The following is a 23,184-nucleotide window of genomic DNA, read 5'->3' on the forward strand; positions in this document are numbered from 1 at the left end:
TGGCAGGGCAGGGCGGGGCAGGGACATGCGAGGTACCAGGTGGACAAGAAGACCCCGCGCGAGCCGAACAACGAAGTGGCGCCCGGCGCGGCATCGCCGACGGAGTCGGCGCCGCGCGCCGGCCGCCCCGCGCGTGAGCAGAAGGGCGGCAGAGCGCCGAAGAAGACCGGGAAGCGGAAAGGCCCCCGGAAGGCGGGCCACAAGATCCGCCTGGACGGCGCCAACCCCACCGTCAACATCATCAAGGGCAAGAAGAACAGCACCCGGACCGCAGCCGTGAACGTCCTCGTCAAGCGGAAATGGGTAGCCGTGGGGACGGCCGTGCTGGTCGTCGTCATCGGTGGTGGCGGCGTCTACTTCGCCCACAGCGGTGGCGAAGGCAACTCGGGTTCCACATCCAGCCGTTCGGACGGCACTGGTGCCAACGGCGCGCACGCCTCGGCCTCTCCGGCCGACGACACGGGCAGGACGTTGTCACCGTCGCCGTCGCTGTCTGCATCGACCAAGGCCTCCCGAGCCGCCGTGGACGACCCCACTGAGTCGACCGGCAGGAACATCAACGACCCCGGGACCGGATCGGAGCCGGGGCTGGGGACGGGATCCAGCGGCGGAAGCGCTGTCGGCCCGCCGGCCGGGGAGGGAACGGGCTCCGCCGGCGGGTCGGGGTCCTCCACGTCTGGTGCCGATGAGCCCCGTACTACCCAGACGCGTTCCGGCGCGCCCGCGGAAACCTCGGCGTCTCCCAAGTTCCAGGTGACCGGCGGCTCCTGTGACGTCTCGGACGCGGCGGCGGGGATCAGGAAGACCTTGGGCAACCAGTCGTCCGGCTTCACCCAGGGCGGCACGACGTACAACGAGATCGTGCGGGCCTCGGACGGAACTACGCCGATCAGTACCGGCTATGACCACAACGGCACGGTCGCAGGCGGGAGTTCGCAGTGGTCGTGGCTCTGTGAGGCCGGCGACGCCACGGGCACGTACAAGGTCCGGGTGAAGGACGTGGCGTCCGGCGCGTGGTCCAACTGGTCCATCCTGTTGATCAACCCCTGATACCAGGCACCCGAACCCGAGCCCTGAGAGGGTCTGGAGAGCGGGGCCCACGCCCGCACCCCCGCCGTCCGGCACCCCGCCGTCGGCGCCCGCCGTCCGGCGCACCTACCCGCCGCGTCAGTCGTCGGCCCCGTGCCCGTCGAGCACCGCGTCGACCAGCCGTGCGGGCAGGGCCGGGTCCGGCGGGGCCGCCGACAGGAGGATGCGGACCAGGACGGGGCCGCACAGGGCCTCCGTGAGGATCAACGGGTCGGTTTCCGGGGCGAGTTCACCGCGCTCGACACCCCGGCGGACCAGGGCGGCGGTCCGTTCGAGGCGGGCCTCCCAGTACGGCGTGCGCCGGCCCGCGAGGGCGTCGTCCGCCGGCAGGCCGACGCCGAGACGCAGCAGCGCCCCGCCGCGCGGGGTACGGAAGAACGTGTCGACGGCGGCGAGATGCAGGACCAGGTCGTCCCGCACGCTGCCCGTGTCCGGCAGGGGCGCCGCCTCGTCGCCGATCTCCCGCAACGCGTCCTGGATCAGCTTCTCCCGGGTGCCCCAGCGGCGGTAGAGGGACGTCTCGTGCACCCCCGCCTCCCGGGCCACGGCGGCCATCGTCGTCCCGGCCAGGCCCTCCGCCACCAGCACCCGCCCGGCCGCGTCGAGCACGGCCGCGCGCATCGCCGCACCCCGGCGGCGCAGCGGGCCCGGGGCGGGACCGGCGGGCGGGGTGGGTTCGGACGGGTTGCTGTCGTTCATTCCGGCAAAGTAACGCAAGTCCACTTGCTTTGCCCAGAAACCGCTCGTACGCTCTAAAGCAAGAGGACTTGCGATAGCCGGTAGGGCAGGTCGGGTCCGAGACGGACAGCAGAGAGCAGGGAGAGCCGTGGCGACGACGATGCGCGCAGCGCGCCTGAACACCACCCAGCACAGCCTGACCCTGGAGGAGGTGCCCCTGCCGGAGGCACGGCCGGGCGAGGTCGTCGTCAAGGTCGAGGCGGCGGGCGTGTGCCTGTCGGACGTGCACCTCATCGACGGCAGCCTGAAGCCGCTGCTGCTCCAGGGGGACACCGTCACCCTCGGCCACGAGGTGGCCGGCACCGTGCACGAGCTGGGCGCGGGCGTCACCGGCTGGCAGGAGGGGCAGCGCGTCGTCCTCCAGGCCGGCGAGAACCGCGGCGGCGTCGTCCACACCCTCGGCGTCGACTACGACGGCGGATGGGCCGAGTACGTCGCCACCCCGGCGGCCACGCTCGTGGCGCTGCCCGACGACCTGCCGTTCGAGCAGGCCGCGATCATCCCGGACGCCGTCTCCACCCCGTGGGCCGCGATCACGCAGACCGGGCAGGTGCGTCCGGCGGAGGCGGTCGGCGTGTGGGGCGTGGGCGGACTCGGCGCGCACGGCGTCCAACTCCTGCGCGCGGTGGGCGCGTTCCCGATCATCGCGGTCGACCCGTCGCCCGCCGCCCGCGAACGCGCGCTCGCGTTCGGCGCGGACCTCGCCCTGGACTCGGGCGACCCCGACTTCCGTACGAAGGTGACCGCCGCGACGAACGGCCTCGGCGTCGCCGTGGCCTTCGACTTCGCCGGCTTCCCCGCGGTGCGCGAACAGGCGGTCAAGGTGCTGGCACCGGGCGGACGGCTCGTCCTGACCGGCCTGACCAACAAGCCGCTGGTGGTGGAGGACGGCACCCGCTTCAGCTACCTGAAGCAGCAGATCCTCGGCCACTACGGCTCGGAGCCCCAGCACGTGCCCGAACTCGTCGCCCTCACGGCGGGCCACCGGCTCGACTTCAGCCGTTCCATCACGGACGTCTACCCCCTCGACGAGGCGCAGGCCGCGGTGGACCGCATGATCACCAAGGAGGGCAACCCGCTCCGCCTGATCCTCAAGCCCTGAGCTCTGGGCCCTGAGCCCTGGGCCGAGGGGCGGAGAGGCGCCGATTCCTCAACTCCCGTCGAGGGCGCACCACTCGTCGGTGACACACCCTTCCTCCATGTGCCACCACTCCTCGGCGACACCGTGGTCGAGGAGTTTCCGGACCTTGCCGAGGTCCGCGGCGGGAGGCACGTCGAGGGCGACCATGCCGAACCGCTCGATGCCCTCGCCCTCGACGCCGAGTCGGTCGAACGCGCGGAGCACGGCCTGCCGCGCGGCGGCCGAGCCTCCGTCCCTGGTCACGATGAGCCGGACGGTGCAGTTCTCCGACCGGCGGACGATCTCCCCGGCCCACAACTGCCCTTCGTCGTCGGGACGTACGGTGACGACGTCCCCGCAGGCGACCCCCCTGACGAAGAACGGCACGTTGTCCAGCCGCACTTGCCCGTCGCCGAGGTCAACGGCCCAGAGGCTCTCCACACTCGTCGGGGGCCAGTCGTCCTCCCCTATGTCCAGCCGGAAGTAGATCTTCACGTGGGCGTCGGCGATCTCCGTCATGCCGCCAGGATGCCCTGCCCCGCCGGAGGCCCTGCCAACAGGTCCCGCCCCGGGCCCGGTCGACCTCTCCACGCGCTCAACAGGGACGGTGCGAGCGAGCGTTGGCGGCGGACGGCGAGGAATCCGGGGTCACCGCGTACGCCCCGGCCGAGCTCACCGCTTCTGGGCGCGGTACCGCTTCAGGAGGGCGGTCAGGCGCTGCTGGTCGGCGGCGCCGTTCAGCTCGGTGAGCAGGTCGTCGGGGCAGACCTCGTAGTGGTCGCCCCACCATCGCCGCCCCCGGTTGTCCCATATTCGGTACCCACCGGGCACCCCACGTGCGACGTAGCGCCTTCTGCTCACGCCCCGACCCTAGAAGCGGCCGCTTCGAATCTCCACACGGGGCCGGGAGGACGACCCCGGCCCGCCGAACGAGCGCGGGTGGCGCGTGAGTCCGGGCCGGTCACGCCGCTTCTGCCCGCACCCGCCTCGACGCGACCGCGTCGAGGAGTGCCCGGTGGTCGCGTTCGTTCTGGTCCGCGTACGTCTCGGCGAAACGGGCCAACGCCTTGTCGAACACGGCGCCCTGGCCCAGGTACGCGGCGATGGCGATCCGGTCCCCCGACCTGGCGTGGGCCCTGGCGAGGGTCGCGCCGCACAGCCGGCCGAAGAGGGCCATCCCGCGCGGGACCATCAGCGACGGGTCGACGATGCCCTTCCAGTCACGCAACTGCCGTACGTAGAAGTCCCGTTCGACACCGTCGGGGGCGTGGACGTGTTCCCAGCCCAGGAAGATGTCGCTCGCGGCCTGCATCAACCGCTGCCCCGCGACGACGCGTTCGCCCTGCGTCCCGAGCCGACTGGCACCGGCGTAGGGGGCCAGCACGGACTCGCCGGCCTCCTTGGCCTGGAGGAACAGCGGGTCCTCGCCGTCCCGGCCGAGCAGCAGGACGATCCAGCAGCGCGTACCGACGCTGCCGACGCCGACGACCTTGCGCGCCATGTCCACCAGCTTGAACTGGCGGAGCAGGTGCCGCCGGTCGGCGGCCAGGGAGTCGCCGTAGCGCCCGATCAGGGCACGGATCATGCCCTCCAGCTCGTCCCGGGCCACGCCCGGAAGCAGGTCGTCGATCCGGGTGATCACCGGAGGCTGCGGGGCGATGCGGCGCTTCTTGTCGACCATCTCGGTGAGCTTGTCGAATGCCTGGAGGTTGTCGCGGGTCCGCGCCTTGGTCAGGGTCCTGGCCAGGTACTTGCGGCCCCGCTTGTCCAGCCGGCCGGAGGCGACGGCGTTCAACTGGTCGGCGTCGGCGCGGGCGTACCAGACGTCGAGATTGCTCATCCCCGCGAAGCGGCGCATCTGTTCGCGGTACGAGCGCACCGTCGTCTCCACGACGACCGCCCGCTCCACGTCGGAGAACCCGTTCTCGCGCCCGGCGATGACCATGCTGGTCGCGAGCCGCTTGACGTCCCACTCCCAGGGGCCGGGCAGGGTCTCGTCGAAGTCGTTGATGTCGAACAGCAGGTTGCGCTCGGGCGAGGCCAGCAGGCGGAAGTTCAACAGGTGGGCGTCGCCGCACAGTTGGGTACGCAGCCCGGTGGCCGGCGTGGTGGCGAGGTCACCGGCCATGATGGCCGCCGCGCCCCGGTAGAAGCGGAACGGTGATTCGGACATGCGCCCGTACCGGATCGGCACGAGTTCCGGCAGCCGGGTCGCCGACTGCCTCTCGATGACGTCCACCGGGTCCGCCCGGCCCGGCCCCGCCTCGAACTCGGCGTGACTGGACCGTGGCACCCGGCCGCGGGCGGCCCGCCCCAGCTCGGCCCGCTCCCGCGGTGAGCGCCAGGGCGGGGGCGGTGTGCGGGTGGCGGCACTGACGGCGGCGGCGCGTCCGGCGCCGGCTGCGCGAGCGGTGGCGGTGCGGGTGGCGGATTTCCGGGTCATCACGGCCTCCTGAATTCCCACGGCGCGCCGGGCACCGCACCGGCCCCGCCCGGCGGACGAGCGGCACCGGAGCAACGCGAACGCGCCGGGCTCCCCTTCCATGCTGCGCGCGTTCCCCCCGAACCGCGCGCGCTCCCGCCCGGGACCGGGCGCGGGACCCGCTCCGGTCCCGGCACTCGCGCCCTAAGCCCAGAGCCGTGCCGCAGCAGAAAGCCCCCTGCGGACGGCACGTGCCGTCCGCAGGGGGCTGTCCGCCGGTGCCTCGCGTCGCGCTACTTCTTCTTGCCCTGGTTCTTGACCGCCTCGATCGCCGCCGCTGCCGCGTCCGGGTCGAGGTAGGTGCCGCCGGGGGTCAACGGCTTGAACTCCGCGTCCAGTTCGTAGGAGAGCGGGATGCCGGTCGGGATGTTGAGGCCCGCGATGTCGGCGTCCGAGATGCCGTCCAGGTGCTTGACCAGGGCGCGGAGGCTGTTGCCGTGGGCCGCGACCAGGACCGTGCGGCCGGTCAGCAGGTCCGGGACGATGCCGTCGAACCAGTACGGGAGCATGCGGACGACGACGTCCTTGAGGCACTCCGTGCGCGGACGCAGCTCGGGCGGGAGCGTCGCGTAGCGCGGGTCGGCGAACTGGGAGTACTCGGCGTCGACGTCCAGCGGGGGCGGCGGGGTGTCGTACGAGCGGCGCCAGAGCATGAACTGCTCCTCGCCGAACTCGGCCAGGGTCTGCGCCTTGTCCTTGCCCTGGAGGGCGCCGTAGTGACGCTCGTTCAGGCGCCAGCTGCGGTGGACCGGGATCCAGTGGCGGTCGGCGGACTCCAGCGCGAGCTGCGCCGTGCGGATGGCGCGCTTCTGGAGGGACGTGTGAACGACGTCGGGAAGCAGGCCGGCGTCCTTGAGGAGCTCACCGCCGCGGACTGCCTCCTTCTCGCCCTTCTCGTTGAGGTTGACGTCCACCCAGCCGGTGAACAGGTTCTTCGCGTTCCATTCGCTCTCGCCGTGGCGGAGGAGGATCAGTTTGTACGGTGCGTCGGCCATGGATCCGAGCGTAATCGAACCTCACGATCGCTCGCGCGTCCGGCCGATTGCCGGACAGTTGACGGCATCTGTTAATCGAGTGGCTTCCCCCGTAAGGGATCCGTAAGTTGTGCTCGCCGGACCTGCCGCTTACGTCCGGCACGCATGCGTCGCGCCCCGGCATCTCCGCCGTGGTTCGCCGCGTCACGACCGCCGCGTTCTCGTCGTGCACGCGCGTGTGCGTCCGAGCCGCTTGCCCGCGCCTGCCCGGTCCGACCCGCGCCGGCGCGCAGATCCGATCCGTGGGGGACCCATGCCACTCGCCGCCCTGAGACGTGCCACGCGGGAGACCGTCTCGGGTCTGCCGCGCGAGTTCTGGTGGCTGTGGACCAGCACGCTCGTCAACCGGCTCGGCGCCTTCGTCGCGACGTTCATGGCGCTCTACCTGACGCTGGACCTCGGCTACTCCGCCTCGTACGCGGGTCTCGTCGCCTCGCTGCTGGGGCTCGGCGGGGTGCTCACGTCGCTGGTCGGCGGCGTCATGGCCGACCGGCTCGGGCGGCGCCCCACCATGCTGATCGCGCAGACCTGCACCGCGCTGTCCACCGCGCTGCTCGGCCTCGTGCACGACAAGGTGTCGATCGCCGTGGTCGCCTTCGTCGTCGGCATGGCCTCGAACGCCTCACGGCCCGCCGTGCAGGCGATGATGGCCGACATCGTCCGTCCCGAGGACCGGATGCGGGCCTTCTCGGTCAACTACTGGGCGGTCAACCTCGGTTTCGCCGTCTCGTCCGCCGCGGCCGGGTTCATCGCCGGATACAGCTACCTCGCCGGGTTCCTCATCGAGGCCGGCATGACGCTGGCCTGCGCCGTCGTCGTCTTCCTCAAGGTGCCCGAGTCGCTGCCCGCCGCCCCCGCCCAGGTGGCGGGCGAGCCGCCCGCCCCGTCCGTCGGGCTCGGTACGGTGCTGCGCGACCGGCGGTTCATGAGCGTCGTCGGGCTGTCGTTCCTCGTCGCCGTGATCTTCCAGCAGGGGTCCGTGGGGCTGCCGGTCGCGATGGGCGCGGCCGGGTTCACCCCGTCCGACTACGGCCTGGCCGTCGCCCTCAACGGCATCCTCATCGTCGCGCTCCAGATCCCGGTCACCCGGTTCATCGAACACCGCGACCCGCGCCGCCTGCTGGTGATCTCCTCGCTCGTCGCCGGGTACGGCTTCGGGCTCACCGCGTTCGCCGGCACGGTCGGCGTGTTCGCCCTCACCGTGTGCGTGTGGACCCTCGCGGAGATCGTCAACGCGCCCACCCAGACCGGCCTGGTGGTACGGCTCTCCCCGGTGCACGGGCGCGGGCGCTACCAGGGCGTCTACACGCTCTCCTGGTCGCTGTCCGCGCTCGCCGCCCCGCTGATGTCCGGTTACGTGATCGACAGCCTCGGCGCCGGCTGGCTCTGGGCCCTGTGCGCGGTTCTGGGAACGGTCGCGGCGGCCGGGTACTGGTTCCTGATGCACCACGTCGGCAACGACCCCGCCGGTACGAGGGCCGTCAGCAAGGCGGGCGGCGCGGCTTCCGGGGACGCCCCGGCCGGTGCGGCCTCCGCAGTCGGTGCGGCCTCCGCAGTCGGCGCGGCCCCCAGGGACGGGGCGGTGGTGGTCACCGGCGCGGTCGTGGTCCCCGGCGTCGTCTCGGGAGCCGCGGGCGCCGACCCCACGCCCGAGGTCCGGCCGGTCGCCTGAGGCACGGCCCCGTCGCCTGAGGCGCGGCCGCCGCCGGGGCACGGCTGCGGCGGGTCGACCGGGGCAGGCCGCCGCCGGGGCACCGCTGCCGTCGGGCGGCCACCGCCGCGAGGCCGGGTTCACGGATGCATCCGGGCACCCTTCAGCACCTTGTCCACGGAGTTCTTGGGGCCGTAGACCGCCAGCCCCACCAGGTCCAGGTCGTCCGTGCGCACCGCGCGCACGGCGGCACGGTTGTCGCGGTCGTGGCCCGTGGCGAACAGGTCGGACGTGAACAGCGAGCGCGGCAGCGCACGCGACAACGCGCGCGCGTGCGCCGCCTTCAGCGTCTCCTTGCCGCCCTCGAAGACCAGGACCGGCTGACGGAACATGGACAGGTACCGCACCCCGTCCCCGTCCTCGTACGGTTCGCCGATCACCTCGGGCACCTGCGAGCCCAGGCCGCTGACCAGGAACGCCGTCACGTTCAGCCGCTGCCAGGATTCCAGGTCGTCGCGCAGCAGCACGGCGATCTTCGTGTCGAAGCGGACGGGCTCAGGCGCCGCGCCGGAGACCTGCGGGACGGCGTCCGGCTGCGCGCTCCGCGGGCTCCGCGGGTCCTGCGGGTTCTGCTGGTGCTCTGTGGTGTGCGCGGCGCTCTGCTCCGCGTTCTGCTCGCTGCTCATGCTTCGAGACTGCCGCCGCTCCGTGCGCCGCGTCTTGTACGTTCGTTGCATGTCGGCCGAACAGCGGGGCGTGCGGCCCACACGGCAGGTCACCGCCTGGCGGCCGAAGGTCCGGGGCGTGGTGGAGGTCTTCCACGCCCACTTCACCGAGTACGCGTACCCGATGCACGTCCACGACACGTGGACGCTGCTCGTCGTCGACGACGGCGCCGTGCGCTACGACCTCGAACGCCACGAGCACGGCACCCCGCACGACACCGTGTCGCTGCTGCCGCCGCACGTCCCGCACAACGGTTCGCCGGTCACCGCCGAGGGCTTCCGCAAGCGTGTCGTCTACCTGGACAGCACCCGCCTCGGCGAGGAGCTGATCGGCGCCGCCGTGGACGGCCCCGACCTGCGCGACCCGTTGCTGCGGCACCGTGTCGGACAGCTGCACACCGCGCTCGGCCGCCCCGGCGACGAACTGGAGGCCGAGAGCAGGCTGACCCTGGTCGCCGAACGGCTGCGCACCCATCTGCTGCCCCGTCCGGGAAGCACACGCGCGAGCCTGAGCGGGACGGACGGGTCGGACGGTACGGGGGCGGTCCCGGCGCCCCCTCCCCCTGATCCCCGCCGCGCCGCCGGCCTCGCGCGCAGCCTGCGCGAACTCCTCGACGAACGGCTCACCGCGGGCCTCGCCCTCGACGAGGCCGCCGCGCTCCTGCACGCCCATCCCGCCCACCTGGTACGGGCGTTCAGCGCCGCCTACGGGATCGCGCCCCACCAGTACCTGATGTCCCGCCGCGTCGACCGCGCGCGGCGGCTGCTGCTCGACGGCACGCCCGCCGGGGACGTCGCCGCGACGACGGGCTTCTACGACCAGTCCCACCTCACCCGCCACTTCCGGCGGCTGGTGGGAGTGCCGCCGGGGAGGTACGCGCGTACGGCGCGCGGCGGACGGTGACGGGCACCGTCCGGCAGCGTCAGGAGGGGGTGCCGGGCCGCTCCGCGCCGTCGCCCGCGCCGGTGTCGGTGTCGGCGACCGGCGGATCGGTCGCCACGTCCCGCGTGAGGTGCGTGAACGCGTCCAGGTTGCGCGTGGACTCGCCGCGCGAGACGCGCCACGCGTACTCCTTGCGGATGGAGGACGCGAAGCCGAGTTCGAGGAGGGTGTTGAAGCTGCCGTCGGCGGCCTCCAGCACCTGGCCGAGCAGCCGGTCGATCTCGTCCTCGGTGACGGCGGCCAGCGGCAGCCTGCCGGTGACGTAGATGTCGCCGAGCCGGTCGACGGCGTAACAGACCCCGTACAGCTTGAGGTTGCGCTCCAACAGCCAGCGGTGGACGGCCTGTTCGTTCTCGTCGGGGTGGCGGACGACGAACGCGTTCAGGGAGAGCGAGTGGCGGCCGACGATCAGTGAGAGCGTCGTCGACAACTTGCGGACACCGGGGAGCGTGACCACGAAGGCACCGGGAGCAGTGCTCTCCCACTCCAGACCGGCGTCCCGGAGGGCGCCTTCCACGACCTGCGCCGCGGCGGCCTGCGCCGGCACGAACCGTACGGCGCCGTCCCGCGCCGCGCTCCGCGTCCCGTCGGCCGCAGCGCCGCTTCCGGCCGTTCCGGCCGCCGTCGTTCCGCCCGCCTCAGACATGGTGGGAGCGTACGCGACGGCGGTGGGCGTGCAGGGCGGCCGTGTAGACGTCGGCGGTGGCGGCGGCCGAGGTGTCCCAGCCGAAGGACTGCGCGTGCGCGGCGGCGGCGCCGCCCATGCGGTCCACCAGCTCCGGCCGGTCCGCGAACTCGCCCAGTACGCGCGCGTACGCGACGGGATCGTGCCCCTGCACGAGGAACCCGGTCCTGCCGTCGCGCACCGCCACCGGGAGGCCGCCGACGGAGGCCGCGAGCACGGGCGTACCGGCGGCCTGCGCCTCGATGGCGACCAGGCCGAACGACTCGCTGTACGAGGGCATGACCAGCACGGACGCGGCGCGGAACCAGTCCGCGAGCTGCTCCTGCCCGACCGGCGGCCGGAACCGCACGACGTCCGCGATGCCGAGCCGCGCGGCGAGCTTCTGCAGCCCCTCGGGCTTGGCGAGGCCGCTGCCGCTGGGACCGCCGACTATCGGCACGACGATGTTGGCGCGCAGCGCGGGGCGCTGTTCGAGGAGGGCGGCGACCGCGCGCAGCAGCACGTCGGGCGCCTTCAGGGGCTGGATGCGGCCCGCGAACAGCGGGATCAGCGCGTCCTGGGGCAGGCCGAGGCGGGCACGGGCGGCGGCGCGGCCGTCGCCGGGACAGAAGCGGTCGAGGTTGACACCCGGGTGCACGACGGCGGTCTTGCCGGGGTCGGCGCCGTAGTGGCGGACGAGTTCGTCGGCCTCGTCGTCCGTGTTCGCGATGAGCCGGTCGGCGGCGGAGACGATCTGCGTCTCGCCGATCACCCGGGCGGCCGGCTCCGGGGTGTCGCCCTCGGCCAGGCTGGCGTTCTTGACCTTGGCCATGGTGTGCATCGCGTGCACCAGGGGGACGCCCCAGCGTTGCGCGGCGAGCCAGCCGACGTGCCCGGAGAGCCAGTAGTGCGAGTGCACGAGGTCGTAGTAGCCGGGGCGGTGGCCCGCCCAGGCCTGCATGACGCCGTGCGTGAAGGCGCAGAGCTGGGCCGGCAGGTCCTCCTTGGCGAGCCCCTCGTACGGGCCCGCGTCGACGTGCCGGACGAGGACGCCGGGCGACAGTTCGACGCTGGGGGCCAGGGACGCGGTGGTCGCCCTGGTGAAGATCTCGACCTCGATGTTGAGCGCGGCCAGCCGCTGGGCCAGCTCCACGATGTAGACGTTCATGCCGCCCGCGTCGCCCGTCCCGGGCTGGTGCAGAGGCGAGGTGTGCACGGAGAGCATCGCGACCCGGCGGGGCCTGCGGTGCATCCGCAGCCGCGGCGAAGCCGTCGCAGAGCGACGCCCGAACCTGCTGACGTACTGGCTCACGTGGCGTTTTCTCCTTTCCGCGGACGGCGCGTCGGACGTGGTGCCGAAGGTGGTGCCGGGCTGGTGCTGTTCCGCTGCTGTTCCGTACGCGCGGGCGCACCCGCGCGTACGGGCGTGACGACCGCACGAGGGCGCAGGCCACCCGCCAAGTCTCGACAACGCCGGAGGTGGCCGCTCCATTTCCGGACCGCCTCTCCGGTCGCTCGGCTTTGCCGAACCATTGCCACATTCCGATCAACTGTTCGATGCCGGGACGCGTCACCGCCCGCGCCACCGGCGCCGCATACCCTCGTACCCATGACCGCCCGCCCCATCGCCCGCCCCGTGGGCACGGTGACGCGCGGCACCACGAACCCGAACCGGCTGCGCCGCATGGACCGCTGGATCGCCGCGACCCACGGTGCCGAGCTGCGCCGCACCGCCGACCCCGTCGCCGTGGACCTCGGCTACGGCGCCTCCCCGTGGACGGCCGTCGAGCTGCTGCACCGGTTGCGGTCCGTCGCGCCCCGCACGCGCGTGGTGGGCGTCGAGATCGAACCGGCCCGGGTCGCCGCGGCCCGCCCCTTCGAACAGGACGGCCTCGCCTTCCGGCACGGCGGCTTCGAGATCCCGCTCGCCGCCCGCCCGGCACTGATCCGTGCCGCCAACGTGCTGCGCCAGTACGACGAGTCCGAGGTCGCGGCGGTGTGGGCACGGCTGTGCGCGCGGCTGGCGCCGGCCGACCCGGCAAGGGGCGCGCGGGGCGGGCTGCTCGTCGAGGGCACCTGCGACGAGATCGGCCGGCGGCACGTCTGGGTGGCGCTGGGCCCCGAGGGCCCCCGGACCGTCACCCTCGCCACCCGCCTCGGTTCCCTGGACCGCCCGTCCGACCTGGCCGAACGCCTGCCCAAGGCACTCATCCACCGCAACGTCCCGGGCGAGCCCGTGCACGCCTTCCTGCGCGACTTCGACCGCGCGTGGGCCGCCGCCGCCCCGTACGCGTCGTACGGGGCGCGGCAGCGATGGATCCGGGCGGTACGGGACCTGGCGGCGGACTGGCCGGTGACGGACGGCCCGGCGCGCTGGCGCCAGGGCGAAGTGACGGTGACCTGGGCGGCGTTGGCGCCGCGCGGCGGCGCCGTCCGCTAGGACGGCCTGCCACCACCACGCCTGCGCCCGTGCGGGGGCCCGGCCGCCCCCGAACCCAACGCGCCCTCCGAACCGGCGCGTCCTCCGAACCGCGCGCCCTCCCGCAGGCGCGCCGTTCCGGTTCCCGACGTCACCCGAAAGAGGAGCGAGGCCGGGAACGATCTCCGCGCGGCCATTCGTCACAAAGACAAGAAGATAAGGAAGAACCGGAAGAACGCGAAGAACGGGACGAGTGGGGCCGAGGGAGAGGGGCCCTGGAGGAGGGGCGGGGGCGACGGCGGGGACAGGGATGCGGGACGGGACCCCTGTCGCTTCACGTCCCGGCATGGCACGATCCCTCGGAGTCGAGGGGTTACTGGCGGTAATTCGGCACGGGGGGCGGGGAAATGGGACAGCAGGGGCGCGGTCGGACAGCGGTGGCGGTGAGTGTGATCGGCGTGATCTGCGCGGTCACGGTGGTGGGGGCGACGGCGGGCCCTGCGTTCGCGAGTCCGGCACCGGATCCGGCGTCCACACCCTTTCCGTACTCGTCGTCGTCGGCGCCGCCGGGCTCCGCGTCGCCCCCGGGTTCGGCGGACGACGGCACAACAAGCGCCCCGGACAAGGCACTTGAGGCCGTACGGGCGAAGCTCGACGCGCTCTACCACGACGCGGCCGTGGCCACCGACGCGTACAACGCGGCGGAGGAGAAGGCGGACAAGCAGTCCGCGGCGATCGGTGTGCTCGACCGGAGGATCGAGGCGGCGCGCGTGCGGCTGGCCGACCTCAAGGACCGCGCGGGCGCCGCGGCCCGTGCGCAGTACCGCGGCGGAGGACTGCCTCCCGAGGCCCGGCTGATGCTGAGCGAGGACCCCGGACAGTTCCTCGACGGCGCGGGCCTAGCCCGCCAGGGCGAGCACGCGACCGACGGACTGCTCACCGAACTGGCGCGCACCCGCCGGGAGTTGAAACGGGACGCCGAGGACGCCGAGGACCGCTGGCAGAAGCTGGAGCAGGGCCGCAAGCAGAAGGCGGCGGCGAAGAAGCGCGTCGAGCGGCAGATCGCGGCGGCCAAGCAGCTCGCGTCCCGGCTGGAGAAGAAGGAGAAGGAGCGCCTGGCGGAGCTGGAGCGCGCCGCCGCCCACCGGGCGCAGACGGCGTGGCTCGGCTCCGGCGTCCTCGACGAGATCCGCGGCAGGGCGTCGGAGCGGGGCAGGAAGGCCGTGGCGTTCGCGACGGCGCAGTTGGGCAAGCCCTACGTATGGGGTGCCGAGGGCCCGGCGTCGTACGACTGCTCGGGGCTCACCTCGCAGGCCTGGGCCGCGGCCGGCGTCCCCGTACCGCGCACGTCGCAGGAGCAGTGGCGGCAACTGCCGCACGTCGCCATCAGGGACATGCGCCCGGGAGACCTGATCATCTACTTCGACGACGCCAGCCACGTCGGGATCTACGTGGGCGACGGCCTCGTCCTGCACGCGCCGCGCCCCGGGCGCACGGTGACGACGGCGGGCGCGGGCACGATGCCGATCCTCGGGGTGGTGAGGCCGGACGCGAAGTGAGCCCGGCCGGCGCCGGCGCGAACCGAGTCCCGGCCGCGTGGACGCGCCGGGTGCCCGGGCCGGTGTGACCCAGGGCACCCGCCGCCGCCCGAGCGGTCGCACGGGACGTGACCTTCGTCATTCCGCCACGGCCGACGTCCTGTCCAACTGCGGTACATAACGCGGCATATGACAGCGGCCCTTGGCCCGGCGACGTGGCTCACACCATTCCGCTGCGGCGCCGACACCCGCTATGGTCCCCGTCGGTGGGTCGAGGTCCCTCGCCCCGCCATGCCCTCGGGGGGAGGGAAGGAACCCAAGACGATGCCCGTACCCGTACCGCGGCAGAGAGCCATCCCGGCCGTGGAAAGTGGTCAGGCGCCGGCCTCGCAGACAGCCGAAGGCCCTTCGCGAGAAGTGGCCCCCCACAAGAACGACACGGCCGAGAGGGACGCCCGCAGGACCCGGCCCGCGACCACCCCGACCGACGCGACCACCCCGACCGACCCGGCGGGCACGTCGCACCCCGCACCGGCCGGGAGCGCCCCGGGCGCGCGTGACGGCTTCGGTGCCGTTCCCGCGCACCCGCCGGCCGTCACCCACCTCACGCTGCTGCTGATCGAGGACGACCCGGGCGGCTCACCGCTGGTGCCCGAGCTGGTCGACTCGGCCGGCAACCCCATCCGCGTGCGCCGCGCCCGCAACCTCACCGAGGCCGCGCGGCTGCTCACGGACGACGTGCACTGCATCCTGCTGGACCTCGCGCTGCCCGCGCCCAACCGGTCCCGGGACGCCGAGGCGGACGCCGACGAACTGAGCGTGCTCAAGCACGTCCTGGAGCTCGCGCCCCGGCACGCCGTGCTCGCGCTCACGACGTCCAACGACGCCGAGCGCGGCACCGAGGCGGTCCGCGTGGGCGCCCAGGACTACCTGTTCCGCGACGAACTGGACGGACGGCTGCTGAGCCGCGCGATCCGCTACGCGGTCGAGAGGAAACGTTCCGACTCGGCCGAGCGCAGGCTCGCCGAGGGCCGGCTGCGCGCCCAGGAGAACGCCCGGCTGGAGCGCGGTCTGCTGCCGACACCACTGCTCGAGGGGTCGAACCTGCGGTTCGCCGCGCGTTACCGGCCGGGCCGTTCGCGGGCGCTGCTGGGCGGCGACTTCTACGACACCGTCCGCACCCCGGACGGCACCGTGCACGCGATGATCGGCGACGTCTGCGGCCACGGCCCGGACGAGGCGGCCCTCGGCGTCGAGCTGCGCATCGCGTGGCGGGCGCTGACGCTGGCCGGCCTGTGCGGGGACGAACTGCTGGGCACCCTCCAGGAGGTCCTGGAGCACGAGCGGGACGACGACGAGATCTTCGCGACGCTCTGCACGGTCGACATCGCGCCCGACGGCCGCCGCGCGGGCCTGTGTCTGGCCGGTCACCCGTCCCCGCTGATCGCCCGCCCGGGGCGCCCCGCGAAGCTGCTGCCGCAGGACAACAACGGTCCCGCCCTCGGCCTGCTGCGCGGCGCGCGCTGGCCCCGCCTCCAGGTGGAACTGGGGGCGGAGTGGAGCCTGATGCTCTACACCGACGGTCTGATCGAGGGCCGCGTCGGCGACGGCAGCGCCCGCCTCGGCCAGGACGGCATGGTGGAGATGATCCGCCGCCAGCTCGCCGAGGGGCTGACCGGCGAGCGACTGCTGCGCGCGGCGGTGAGCGAGGTCCGCGACCTCAACGGCGGCGAACTGACCGACGACGTCGCCGTGGTGCTGCTGGACCGCCTGCCGTGACCGCGCCCGCGCCGCGAGGCACGGGTGCGGCGCGGTCGCCGGTGACGACCGGCGACCGGCGACCGGCGACCGGGTAGGCGAGCGGCGGCGGTTCAGCGCCCGCCGTTGTAGGGCCCGTACGGACCGTCGCTGCTGGAGCCGCCGCGGCGACGGTTGCGTCCGCCCCCGGGGAGGCCGCGCAGGGCGGGGCGCACGTCGACCATGTACACGATCGTCGCGACGAGACCGATGATCGGCAGGAACGACAGGATGCCGAAGATCAGGTTCACCACCAGGGCGAGGCCGAGGACGACCAGCCAGAAGACCTTGGACTTCTTGTCCGCCGCCCGGTAGGCGTCCTCACGGCGGATCGCGGCGTCGAACAGCGCGAACCCGCTGAACAGGATCAGGGCCAGGTTCAGCAGCCACAGGAAATTCGCGAACCCCTGCATCAGCACAACATCCACCACCAAACTCGGCTCGTCGGCAGCACGTCAATCGTCCTGCACACGTCTCGTCACTCGCCACGCTCGTCATCACGCGTCGTGCTCGTCGTCACGCGACACCGGCCGGAACCCTCGCGCATGCGCGCGCACCGCCCCGGCGGGCCGTCGTCACGCGGTCACCGTACCCGCAAACGAATCGCCGCTACCCGCACAACGGACCGGGCACTCGGCAAGTGCCCGGTCCGTCGCCGTCCACCCGTTCGTGGGACATCCGTCGCCCCACTCGCGGTTCACTTGGCGGGCGGTGTCGTCTTCTTCGCGGTGGTGCTCTTGCGGGCCGGGGCCTTCTTGGCGGCGGGCTTCTTCGCCGCGGTGCTCGCGCTCGCGCTCGCGGTCGCGCTGCCGCTCGCGCCGCTGCCGGTCACCGGCGCGGTCGCCCGCGTCGCGGGAGTGGCGGCCGCGGGCTTCACGACCTGCGGACGCACGGCTTCCGGCTTCGGCTTCGACGGCGCGGGCTCCGGCTCGACGGCGACCGCGAACTCCTCGATCTCGTCGGCCGCGCCGCCGCGCCAGGTGCGCACGGCGTTCTCACCGTGCTCGGCGACCTTCTCGTACGCCTCGCGCGCCTTGACGGCGTACTCGGCCGCGAAGCCGACCGAGCGCAGGGCGATGTCCTGCGCGGTCTCACCGAGCTTCTTCAGGTCGGTGTCGATGCCGCCGATGAGCTCGTTCACCTTCGTCTGAAGGCTCGCCTGGGTCTCCTTGGCGCGGGCGGCGGCCTTCTCCTGCACGCTCTTCGGGTCGGTGCCGCGGACGGCCTCGATCCGGGCCGGCGCCTCGGCGCGCAGCTGCTCGACGAGGCCGGGCACCTTCCTGGCCTGCTGAAGGGCCAGGTCGGCGGTGCCGGCGGCGAAGTAGAGGGGGGTGGGGTTGTTGAGGGTCTTGCGCAGGTCGTCGGTGATGGCCATGGTGATGGTCCTCCCGGATCGCTTACGGCTGAGGGTCATGTGTCTGCACGGGCAGCCGGCAGGCCGCCCCGTCATGGATCAACGAGTCGCACGGAACAAACGGGTCGAACGAGCCGAACGGGCCGACAGGACGACCGGCCCGCAGGGGTCGCACGCGGCACCAGAATCTACCGGTACGTCCGGCGCCGCCCGTTCCGTCCCGCCCGTCGTGTCCACCGCGCCGCCGGCTCAACCGGCCGCCCGCCGCGAACCGGCGTCGCCGGGGCCGTCCCCGTCCCCGGGGTCGCCGTCGACGGGCAGCGGGGTCGCCCGGACGGCACCGTCGCCGTCCCGGTCGAGCACGTGCGGGGCGTCGCCCGTTCCGTCCGCGTGCGCCGAGGGGCCGCTCCCGGTGGCGGTCTCGAACCCGTTCTCCTTGCGGAAGGACTCGTAGACCTGGAGCAGCACCTGCTTCTGGCGCTCGTTGAGCGTGGGATCGGCGAGGAGGACGGCGCGCGTCTCGACCTCGTCCCGGTCCCGCTCGGCGTCGAGGATGCCGGCCCGCACGTACAGCGTCTCGGCGGAGATGCGCAGGGCCTTGGCCACCTGCTGGAGCACCTCCGCGCTCGGCCTGCGCAGCCCGCGCTCGATCTGGCTCAGATACGGATTGGAGACGCCGGCGGCCTCGGCGAGCTGCCGCAACGAGAGCTGCGCGGTGCGCCGCTGCTCGCGCAGGTACTCCCCGAGATTGCCGACGTTGAGCGATGCCATGAACCCCACCCTGCACCACCCCTGCTAACTATTGCAAGCGAACTGCTTGCAAATGTGTTCGCGGGGGCGGTGCAGGGTGGCAGGCATGGACGGCAGCGGACCGGCAGGCCGCGGTGGCGGTGGCCGTCGGGGCCCGACGGTAAGTGCGACCCGCACACGGCTCCGCGTCTGTACCGTGAAGTCGTGCCCTCGTCAGTGTCGATCCCCGATCTCGTCCGGCTGCGGCGTGCCCGCGACACCATGGACCGTGACTACGCGCAGCCGCTGGACGTGCCCGCGCTGGCCAGGGTCGCGCTCATGTCGTCCGGGCACTTCTCGCGCACCTTCCGCGCGGCCTTCGGGGAGACGCCCTACAGCTACCTCATGACCCGCCGCATCGAGCGCGCCAAGGCGCTGCTGCGGCGCGGCGACCTGTCGGTGACGGACGTGTGCATGGCGGTGGGCTGTACGTCGCTGGGGTCGTTCAGCACGCGGTTCACCGAGCTGGTCGGGGAGAGCCCCAGCGCCTACCGGGAGCGCGACCACGACCACGGCGCCCCCATCCCGGCCTGCGTCGCCAAGGTCCGTACGCGGCCGATCAGGAACGGAGAAGCGGGAACGCCCCCGGGTTCGTAGGGTGACGGGCATGGACATCAAGCTCGCACAGTGCTTCATCGCCGTCGACGACCACGAGACGGCGCTCCCCTTCTACCGCGACGTCCTCGGGCTCGAAGTGCGCAACGACGTCGGCTTCGAGGGGATGCGCTGGGTCACCGTCGGCTCCCCCTCCCAGCCGGACGTGGAGATCGTCCTCGAACCCCCGCTCGCCGACCCGAACGCCCCCGCCGACGACCGCCGCGCGGCGGCCGAACTGCTGGCCAAGGGCATGCTGCGGGGCGTCATCTTCCGCACCGACGACTGCGACGCCACGTTCGAACGCATCCGTGCCGCGGGCGGCGAGGTGCTCCAGGAACCCATGGACCAGCCGTACGGGGTGCGGGACTGCGCGTTCCGCGACCCGTCGGGGAACCTGGTGCGGTTCAACCAGCCGCGGGAGAAGTAGCCGCCGCGCCGTCCGCGTCGACCGCCGCCAGGAAGGCCAGGGTCCGCTCCAGGAGCAGCGCGGCCGACGGCGCGTCGTACGCGGGCAGGCTCGGGTCGGCGAACAGGTGCGCGGAGCCCGGGTACAGGAACAGCTCGGCGTCCGGCGTCGAGGCCGCGAGGGCGCGGGCGGCGTCCAAGTCGCCTTCCGCGACGAAGAGTTCGTCGTCCTCCATGCCGTGGACCTGGACCGGGACCCCCTGCGGCCACGCGTCGCCGAACTCGGCCACCGGCAGGCACGAGTGGAACAGCAGCGCGCCCCGCACACCCGGCCGGGTCTGCGCCAGGTTCTGCGCGGGCAGCACCCCGAGGGAGAAACCCGCGAGGACCAGGGACGCCGGCAGGCCCTCGGCGGCGGCGCGGCCCCGTTCGACGAGCGTGCCGAAGCCGGTCTCGCTCGCGTGGGCGGCCCCCGAGTCCGGGTCGTCGAAGACCTTCCCGTCGTACAGGTCCGGGGTGTGCACGACGTGCCCCGCCCGTTCCAGGTCGGACGCGAACGCGCGGACCCCCTCGGTCAGCCCGTGCACGTGATGGAACAGCAGTACCTCGGCCATACCGGCCCCCTCCGTCTGTCACCCGCCGCGGGCGCCGCCCGCGGCACCCGGCCCGTCGTGCCGAGTATCGCCCAGGGGTACGACAGCGCCGACGGCCGCCGGCTCAGCGGTCCTCCGGCACTCCCACCGCTCGTGCCAGCCACCGACGCAGCGCCACGAAGTCCGGGTCCCGCAGGCCGGTGCGGTGGTCGACGCGGTACAGGCACGCCGGTTCCGGGTGGCGGGCGCTCACCCAGGCCCGGTCGACGTCGGTGATCTCGTCGTCGACCCAGACGAACGGCCGCCCCGCCGCGCGCGCCAGCAGCGGGCGGGTCTTCCAGTGCAGCCCGGCCGGGGTGTCCGTACCGGTGTCCTCGGCGGGGTCGGGCCAGTCCACCAGGGGCAGCGGCGGGAACCCCAGCCGGGGCGCGACGACCGCGTTGGCGTCGTCGAGCCAGGTGGAGGCCCACACCAGTTCGCAGTGGAGCGCCACGAGCCGCGGCCCGAGCGAGGGGTCGATCCGCCCCAGCAGCGGATTCGCCGCACCCGGCTCGTCCCCGACGTCCCCGGAGCCCCCGGGCCCGTCGTCGAACACCGGATAGGGGGCCGCGCCCCCGAAGGGGATGAGCGGCCCGTCGATGTCGAGGAAGAGCAGTACGGCGGCCATCAGCACCCAGGATCGGCCATGCACGGGCGTCCTGTCCTGCCGAACGGCCACCGCCGCTCCCACGACCGCGCGAGGTCGGCCCACGGGCGCCGGCCGCCGGCCGGGCCGCGCCGAGAGGGCCCACAGGTCGTCGAAGTGCTCGGCCCACGTCGACACGACCGCCTCACGCCAGGGCGCGTGCGAGGTACGGATTGGCCGTCGCCCGGATCGGCAGCCCGAGGGACGCGGACGCCGCCGCCAGGGTCATGGCGTAACCCTCCAGCGCCCTGCGGACGTTGGGGGCGTCCAGGCTGGACCGGGTCACCAGCCGGTCCAGGTCCACGTAGGCGGAGCGGACGATCTCGATTCCCCGGTAGACGTGCCAGTCCCGCGCCCAGCCCTCGGTGTGGGAGGACGGCAGGGACCGCGCCCAGCGGCGGAACATGCGTTCCCGGATCTCCGAACGGGTGGGGGTGAGGTGCATGTGGCGCACCAGGTCGTAGAGCGGGTCGCCGACCATCGCCATCTCCCAGTCGATGACGGTGAGCGCCAGCTCGTCCGGGCGGCGCACCAGGTTCCACGGGTTGAGGTCGCCGTGCAGCAGTGCGGGCGACCGGTCGGTCACCACGTGCCGGGAGAGGATCAGCCGGAGCCGTTCGCTGTCCGGAAGTCCCAGCATGCGGGCAAGCTGCTGGGAGCTCTTCGGGAGGCCGTCCACCAGCCGTACGAGCTGGTCGCACAGCCAGGGGAAGAAGGACCAGTTCTCCTCGGCGGGCGCGGGGTCCAGCTGTCGGTAGTCCACCCGCGTCAGGGCGCAGAGCTGGTCGACCAGGGCGTCGGCCTCGTGGAGCCGGAGTCCGTTCACCGGATGGTCGGGAGGCTCGTTGGCGTCCTGCGGGCCGACGTAGGTGTGCACGGCGAAGGGCTCGTGCTGGTAGCTCTCGCCGAGGGCCAGGACACGCGGTACGGCCACCGGGACGTTCGCCGCCTCGATGGCGCCCAGCACAGCGTGCTCGCTGAGGAAGCTGCGCTCGCGGCGGCACGCGTCGTCGGCCTTGCGCCGCACCACGACCGCCCGGTCCGATCCGGGCACCCGGACCACCGTGTTGAGGTGCCCCGTCCCCTTGAAGACCCGATGAGCCGGGGCCCTGCCCTCCGCCAGCAGGGCGTCGCTCACCGCACGGTCGGGGAATTCGTCCCGCGCCTGGAACCGACGGTCCCTCTCCCAGCCCACCGCGACGTAACGCCCCGTCCCGGCACGGCCGTTGAGCCGGGAGCTCTGCCAGCGGAACAGCACCCGCTCGATGTCCGCCTCGGTCGGCAGGACCCGGAGACCCAGTGGCTCGGCGGCGTGGCGCAGCGCCCGGTCCACCGCCGCGGTCGCGTCGTCGAGAGCCTTCGGACTGAACGACTGCTGCAACGACCTCGCCGCGCGCATGACGTCCGGGTAGAGGGACTGGGCCCGTTCGAAGGCGAGGTACCGCCGCAGGTCCCTGTCCAGACCGTTCACGGCGGCGGGGCGGACGTGGCCCATGGCCGTGGCCCAGGCCTCGATCACCTCCGCCTCCTGGTACTCCGGATAGCGCATACGGACCAGGTGAGTGGCGAGATCGTGCAACGGGTCGCCGTAGGTGGCGAGTTCCCAGTCCACGCAGATCAACGGCGGCTGCCCGCCGTACGACACGATGAGGTTGTCCCGGTGCAGGTCGGCGTGGAGAAGGCTGTACGGGCGCCTGGCCATGGCCGGCACTCGCTCGGCGAACCGGGTGAGAGCGTCGTCGGGAACGCCGAGGGAAGCGAACAGGCCACCGAACTCGGCCCAGTTGGGTTGCCTGATCTGACCGTCCGCCAAGTGGGCCAGTGTCTGCAGGAAGCTGCGGCTGCCCTTGCGGGGCCACCCCTCGGGCAGCTTCGGCAGCGCTTCCCTGCGCACCTGGGTCATCCGGGCGAGCAGTTGGGCCATCGCCTCCACGAGCAGCGGGTCGACGGGCTTGCCGTTCCCGCACACTCCGGAGAGCGGGACGCCCTCCACATAGCTGTGGATCGCGAAGTCCTCGCGCTGGAGAAGACACTCGGGGGCGTGCGGGAGGGCACCCCTGACGGCTTGCAGGATCTCCGCCTCGTTGGGCCAGGTCCTGATGACGACGGGCAGCACCTCGGCCCGCCGGACGCGCACCGTCACCGAGGTGCCCGGTTCCCGTCCCACCACTCTGGCCATCTGTTCGGTCAGGGCCAGGACGTAGTTCTGGTTGTGGTGACCGCTGCTCTTGGCCCCCGACCGGGAAGCCTGCTCGGCGAAGGTCCTGCACACGTCGTCCTGCTGACGACGGATGGCGCGTTCCCCGAGAAAGCGGGGAAACGAGGGTGCGCCCACTGGCTGCTCCGGTCTCACTTGCACAAAAGGGAAAAGTGGGGCAAACGTTAATCCGGCCCGGTGCGCCGCACGACCGGGGCGGAGGCCAAGTGGCCGGAACAGGGCGTTCTGCAGCCATCTGCGTCAGGACACCGGAGAGGGCCTGGTCGCCCTCCCCCGTGCATGAACGGAGCGATCGCTCACACAGTTCGGGCATGCTAACGCAAGTCGGCAGGACCGATTCGGA

Annotated in this window: 23 protein-coding genes; 9 read left to right on the forward strand and 14 right to left on the reverse strand. The window is 72.9% G+C overall.

Translation table 11 applies throughout. The annotated features are described in order from the left end of the window. Positions 1-39: 39 nt before the first annotated feature. A complete protein-coding gene (locus ACFZA0_RS13635; RefSeq protein ID WP_391015132.1) occupies positions 40-1,050 on the forward strand; it encodes a hypothetical protein in 1,011 nt (336 codons plus the stop codon). A gap of 117 nt (positions 1,051-1,167) precedes the next feature. Here the strand turns inward: ACFZA0_RS13635 and ACFZA0_RS13640 are convergent, their stop codons facing one another. After that, positions 1,168-1,788: a TetR/AcrR family transcriptional regulator C-terminal ligand-binding domain-containing protein gene (locus tag ACFZA0_RS13640; RefSeq protein WP_391015135.1), complete on the reverse strand. Its 621-nt coding sequence runs from the start codon at positions 1,786-1,788 to the stop codon at positions 1,168-1,170. A gap of 139 nt (positions 1,789-1,927) precedes the next feature. Between ACFZA0_RS13640 and ACFZA0_RS13645 the strand changes: the two genes are divergently transcribed. Then, positions 1,928-2,929, forward strand: coding sequence for a zinc-binding dehydrogenase (locus ACFZA0_RS13645; RefSeq protein WP_391015378.1), 1,002 nt, complete (start codon positions 1,928-1,930; stop codon positions 2,927-2,929). A 48-nt stretch (positions 2,930-2,977) separates the two neighbouring features. Here the strand turns inward: ACFZA0_RS13645 and ACFZA0_RS13650 are convergent, their stop codons facing one another. The 4 genes from ACFZA0_RS13650 to ACFZA0_RS13665 form a co-directional block, all read right to left on the reverse strand. Next, on the reverse strand, positions 2,978-3,466 hold the full coding sequence (locus tag ACFZA0_RS13650; protein WP_391015137.1) for a DUF4265 domain-containing protein: 489 nt from the start codon (positions 3,464-3,466) through the stop codon (positions 2,978-2,980). A gap of 153 nt (positions 3,467-3,619) precedes the next feature. Beyond that, the gene (locus ACFZA0_RS13655) at positions 3,620-3,808 is read right to left on the reverse strand and encodes a hypothetical protein (RefSeq protein WP_391015140.1); all 189 of its coding nucleotides are present in this window, start codon (positions 3,806-3,808) and stop codon (positions 3,620-3,622) included. A gap of 100 nt (positions 3,809-3,908) precedes the next feature. Then, positions 3,909-5,390: a DUF2252 family protein gene (locus ACFZA0_RS13660; RefSeq protein WP_391015142.1), complete on the reverse strand. Its 1,482-nt coding sequence runs from the start codon at positions 5,388-5,390 to the stop codon at positions 3,909-3,911. Between the two features lie 272 nt (positions 5,391-5,662). Then, on the reverse strand, positions 5,663-6,424 hold the full coding sequence (locus ACFZA0_RS13665) for a phosphoglyceromutase (protein ID WP_391015145.1): 762 nt from the start codon (positions 6,422-6,424) through the stop codon (positions 5,663-5,665). 292 nt (positions 6,425-6,716) lie between these two features. Here ACFZA0_RS13665 and ACFZA0_RS13670 point away from each other — a divergent pair, with 292 nt between their 5' ends. Next, entirely contained in the window at positions 6,717-8,135 is a 1,419-nt protein-coding gene (locus tag ACFZA0_RS13670) for an MFS transporter (protein ID WP_391015148.1), read from the forward strand. Between the two features lie 119 nt (positions 8,136-8,254). Here the strand turns inward: ACFZA0_RS13670 and ACFZA0_RS13675 are convergent, their stop codons facing one another. Further along, positions 8,255-8,800, reverse strand: coding sequence for a DUF2000 family protein (locus ACFZA0_RS13675; protein WP_391015151.1), 546 nt, complete (start codon positions 8,798-8,800; stop codon positions 8,255-8,257). A gap of 49 nt (positions 8,801-8,849) precedes the next feature. On the opposite strand from ACFZA0_RS13675, the gene ACFZA0_RS13680 reads away from it, so the two are divergent. Then, positions 8,850-9,743 (forward strand): AraC family ligand binding domain-containing protein, encoded by an 894-nt coding sequence (locus ACFZA0_RS13680; RefSeq protein ID WP_391015153.1) that lies wholly within the window; start codon positions 8,850-8,852, stop codon positions 9,741-9,743. Between the two features lie 19 nt (positions 9,744-9,762). Here ACFZA0_RS13680 and ACFZA0_RS13685 read toward each other — a convergent pair whose 3' ends face one another. Together ACFZA0_RS13685 and mshA are read right to left on the reverse strand one after the other, a co-directional pair. Continuing rightward, positions 9,763-10,428, reverse strand: coding sequence for a YbjN domain-containing protein (locus ACFZA0_RS13685; protein WP_391015155.1), 666 nt, complete (start codon positions 10,426-10,428; stop codon positions 9,763-9,765). Next, positions 10,421-11,758, reverse strand: coding sequence for a D-inositol-3-phosphate glycosyltransferase (gene mshA, locus ACFZA0_RS13690; protein ID WP_391015157.1), 1,338 nt, complete (start codon positions 11,756-11,758; stop codon positions 10,421-10,423). The genes ACFZA0_RS13685 and mshA overlap by 8 nt, the downstream gene beginning before the upstream one ends. Positions 11,759-12,055: 297 nt before the next feature. Between mshA and ACFZA0_RS13695 the strand changes: the two genes are divergently transcribed. From ACFZA0_RS13695 to ACFZA0_RS13705, 3 genes are all read left to right on the forward strand, one after another. Beyond that, positions 12,056-12,886: a class I SAM-dependent methyltransferase gene (locus ACFZA0_RS13695; protein ID WP_391015158.1), complete on the forward strand. Its 831-nt coding sequence runs from the start codon at positions 12,056-12,058 to the stop codon at positions 12,884-12,886. 386 nt (positions 12,887-13,272) lie between these two features. After that, positions 13,273-14,424, forward strand: a complete 1,152-nt coding sequence (locus tag ACFZA0_RS13700; protein WP_391015160.1) for an NlpC/P60 family protein — start codon at positions 13,273-13,275, stop codon at positions 14,422-14,424. Between the two features lie 303 nt (positions 14,425-14,727). Beyond that, positions 14,728-16,182, forward strand: coding sequence for a SpoIIE family protein phosphatase (locus ACFZA0_RS13705; protein ID WP_391015162.1), 1,455 nt, complete (start codon positions 14,728-14,730; stop codon positions 16,180-16,182). 92 nt (positions 16,183-16,274) lie between these two features. Here ACFZA0_RS13705 and ACFZA0_RS13710 read toward each other — a convergent pair whose 3' ends face one another. From ACFZA0_RS13710 to ACFZA0_RS13720, 3 genes are all read right to left on the reverse strand, one after another. Continuing rightward, a complete protein-coding gene (locus tag ACFZA0_RS13710) occupies positions 16,275-16,613 on the reverse strand; it encodes a DUF2516 family protein (RefSeq protein ID WP_391015164.1) in 339 nt (112 codons plus the stop codon). 284 nt (positions 16,614-16,897) lie between these two features. Continuing rightward, positions 16,898-17,575 carry a hypothetical protein gene (locus tag ACFZA0_RS13715; RefSeq protein WP_391015166.1) on the reverse strand — a complete coding sequence of 226 codons (678 nt, stop codon included), beginning with the start codon at positions 17,573-17,575 and terminating at the stop codon, positions 16,898-16,900. A gap of 228 nt (positions 17,576-17,803) precedes the next feature. Beyond that, positions 17,804-18,325: a helix-turn-helix domain-containing protein gene (locus tag ACFZA0_RS13720; protein ID WP_391015168.1), complete on the reverse strand. Its 522-nt coding sequence runs from the start codon at positions 18,323-18,325 to the stop codon at positions 17,804-17,806. Between the two features lie 195 nt (positions 18,326-18,520). Here ACFZA0_RS13720 and ACFZA0_RS13725 point away from each other — a divergent pair, with 195 nt between their 5' ends. Both ACFZA0_RS13725 and ACFZA0_RS13730 read left to right on the forward strand, forming a co-directional pair. Continuing rightward, positions 18,521-18,940 carry a helix-turn-helix domain-containing protein gene (locus tag ACFZA0_RS13725; RefSeq protein WP_391015380.1) on the forward strand — a complete coding sequence of 140 codons (420 nt, stop codon included), beginning with the start codon at positions 18,521-18,523 and terminating at the stop codon, positions 18,938-18,940. A gap of 10 nt (positions 18,941-18,950) precedes the next feature. Beyond that, the gene (locus tag ACFZA0_RS13730; protein WP_391015169.1) at positions 18,951-19,367 is read left to right on the forward strand and encodes a VOC family protein; all 417 of its coding nucleotides are present in this window, start codon (positions 18,951-18,953) and stop codon (positions 19,365-19,367) included. Here the strand turns inward: ACFZA0_RS13730 and ACFZA0_RS13735 are convergent. The 3 genes from ACFZA0_RS13735 to ACFZA0_RS13745 form a co-directional block, all read right to left on the reverse strand. Next, a complete protein-coding gene (locus ACFZA0_RS13735) occupies positions 19,345-19,959 on the reverse strand; it encodes a dienelactone hydrolase family protein (protein ID WP_391015171.1) in 615 nt (204 codons plus the stop codon). The genes ACFZA0_RS13730 and ACFZA0_RS13735 overlap by 23 nt on opposite strands. Positions 19,960-20,062: 103 nt before the next feature. After that, a complete protein-coding gene (locus ACFZA0_RS13740) occupies positions 20,063-20,605 on the reverse strand; it encodes a hypothetical protein (RefSeq protein WP_391015382.1) in 543 nt (180 codons plus the stop codon). Positions 20,606-20,768: 163 nt separating this feature from the next. Further along, positions 20,769-22,958, reverse strand: a complete 2,190-nt coding sequence (locus ACFZA0_RS13745) for a phosphotransferase (protein ID WP_391015172.1) — start codon at positions 22,956-22,958, stop codon at positions 20,769-20,771. Between the last annotated feature and the right edge of the window lie 226 nt (positions 22,959-23,184).

The sequence above is a fragment of the Streptomyces sp. NPDC008150 genome (assembly GCF_042956945.1).
Lineage (GTDB): Bacteria > Actinomycetota > Actinomycetes > Streptomycetales > Streptomycetaceae > Streptomyces.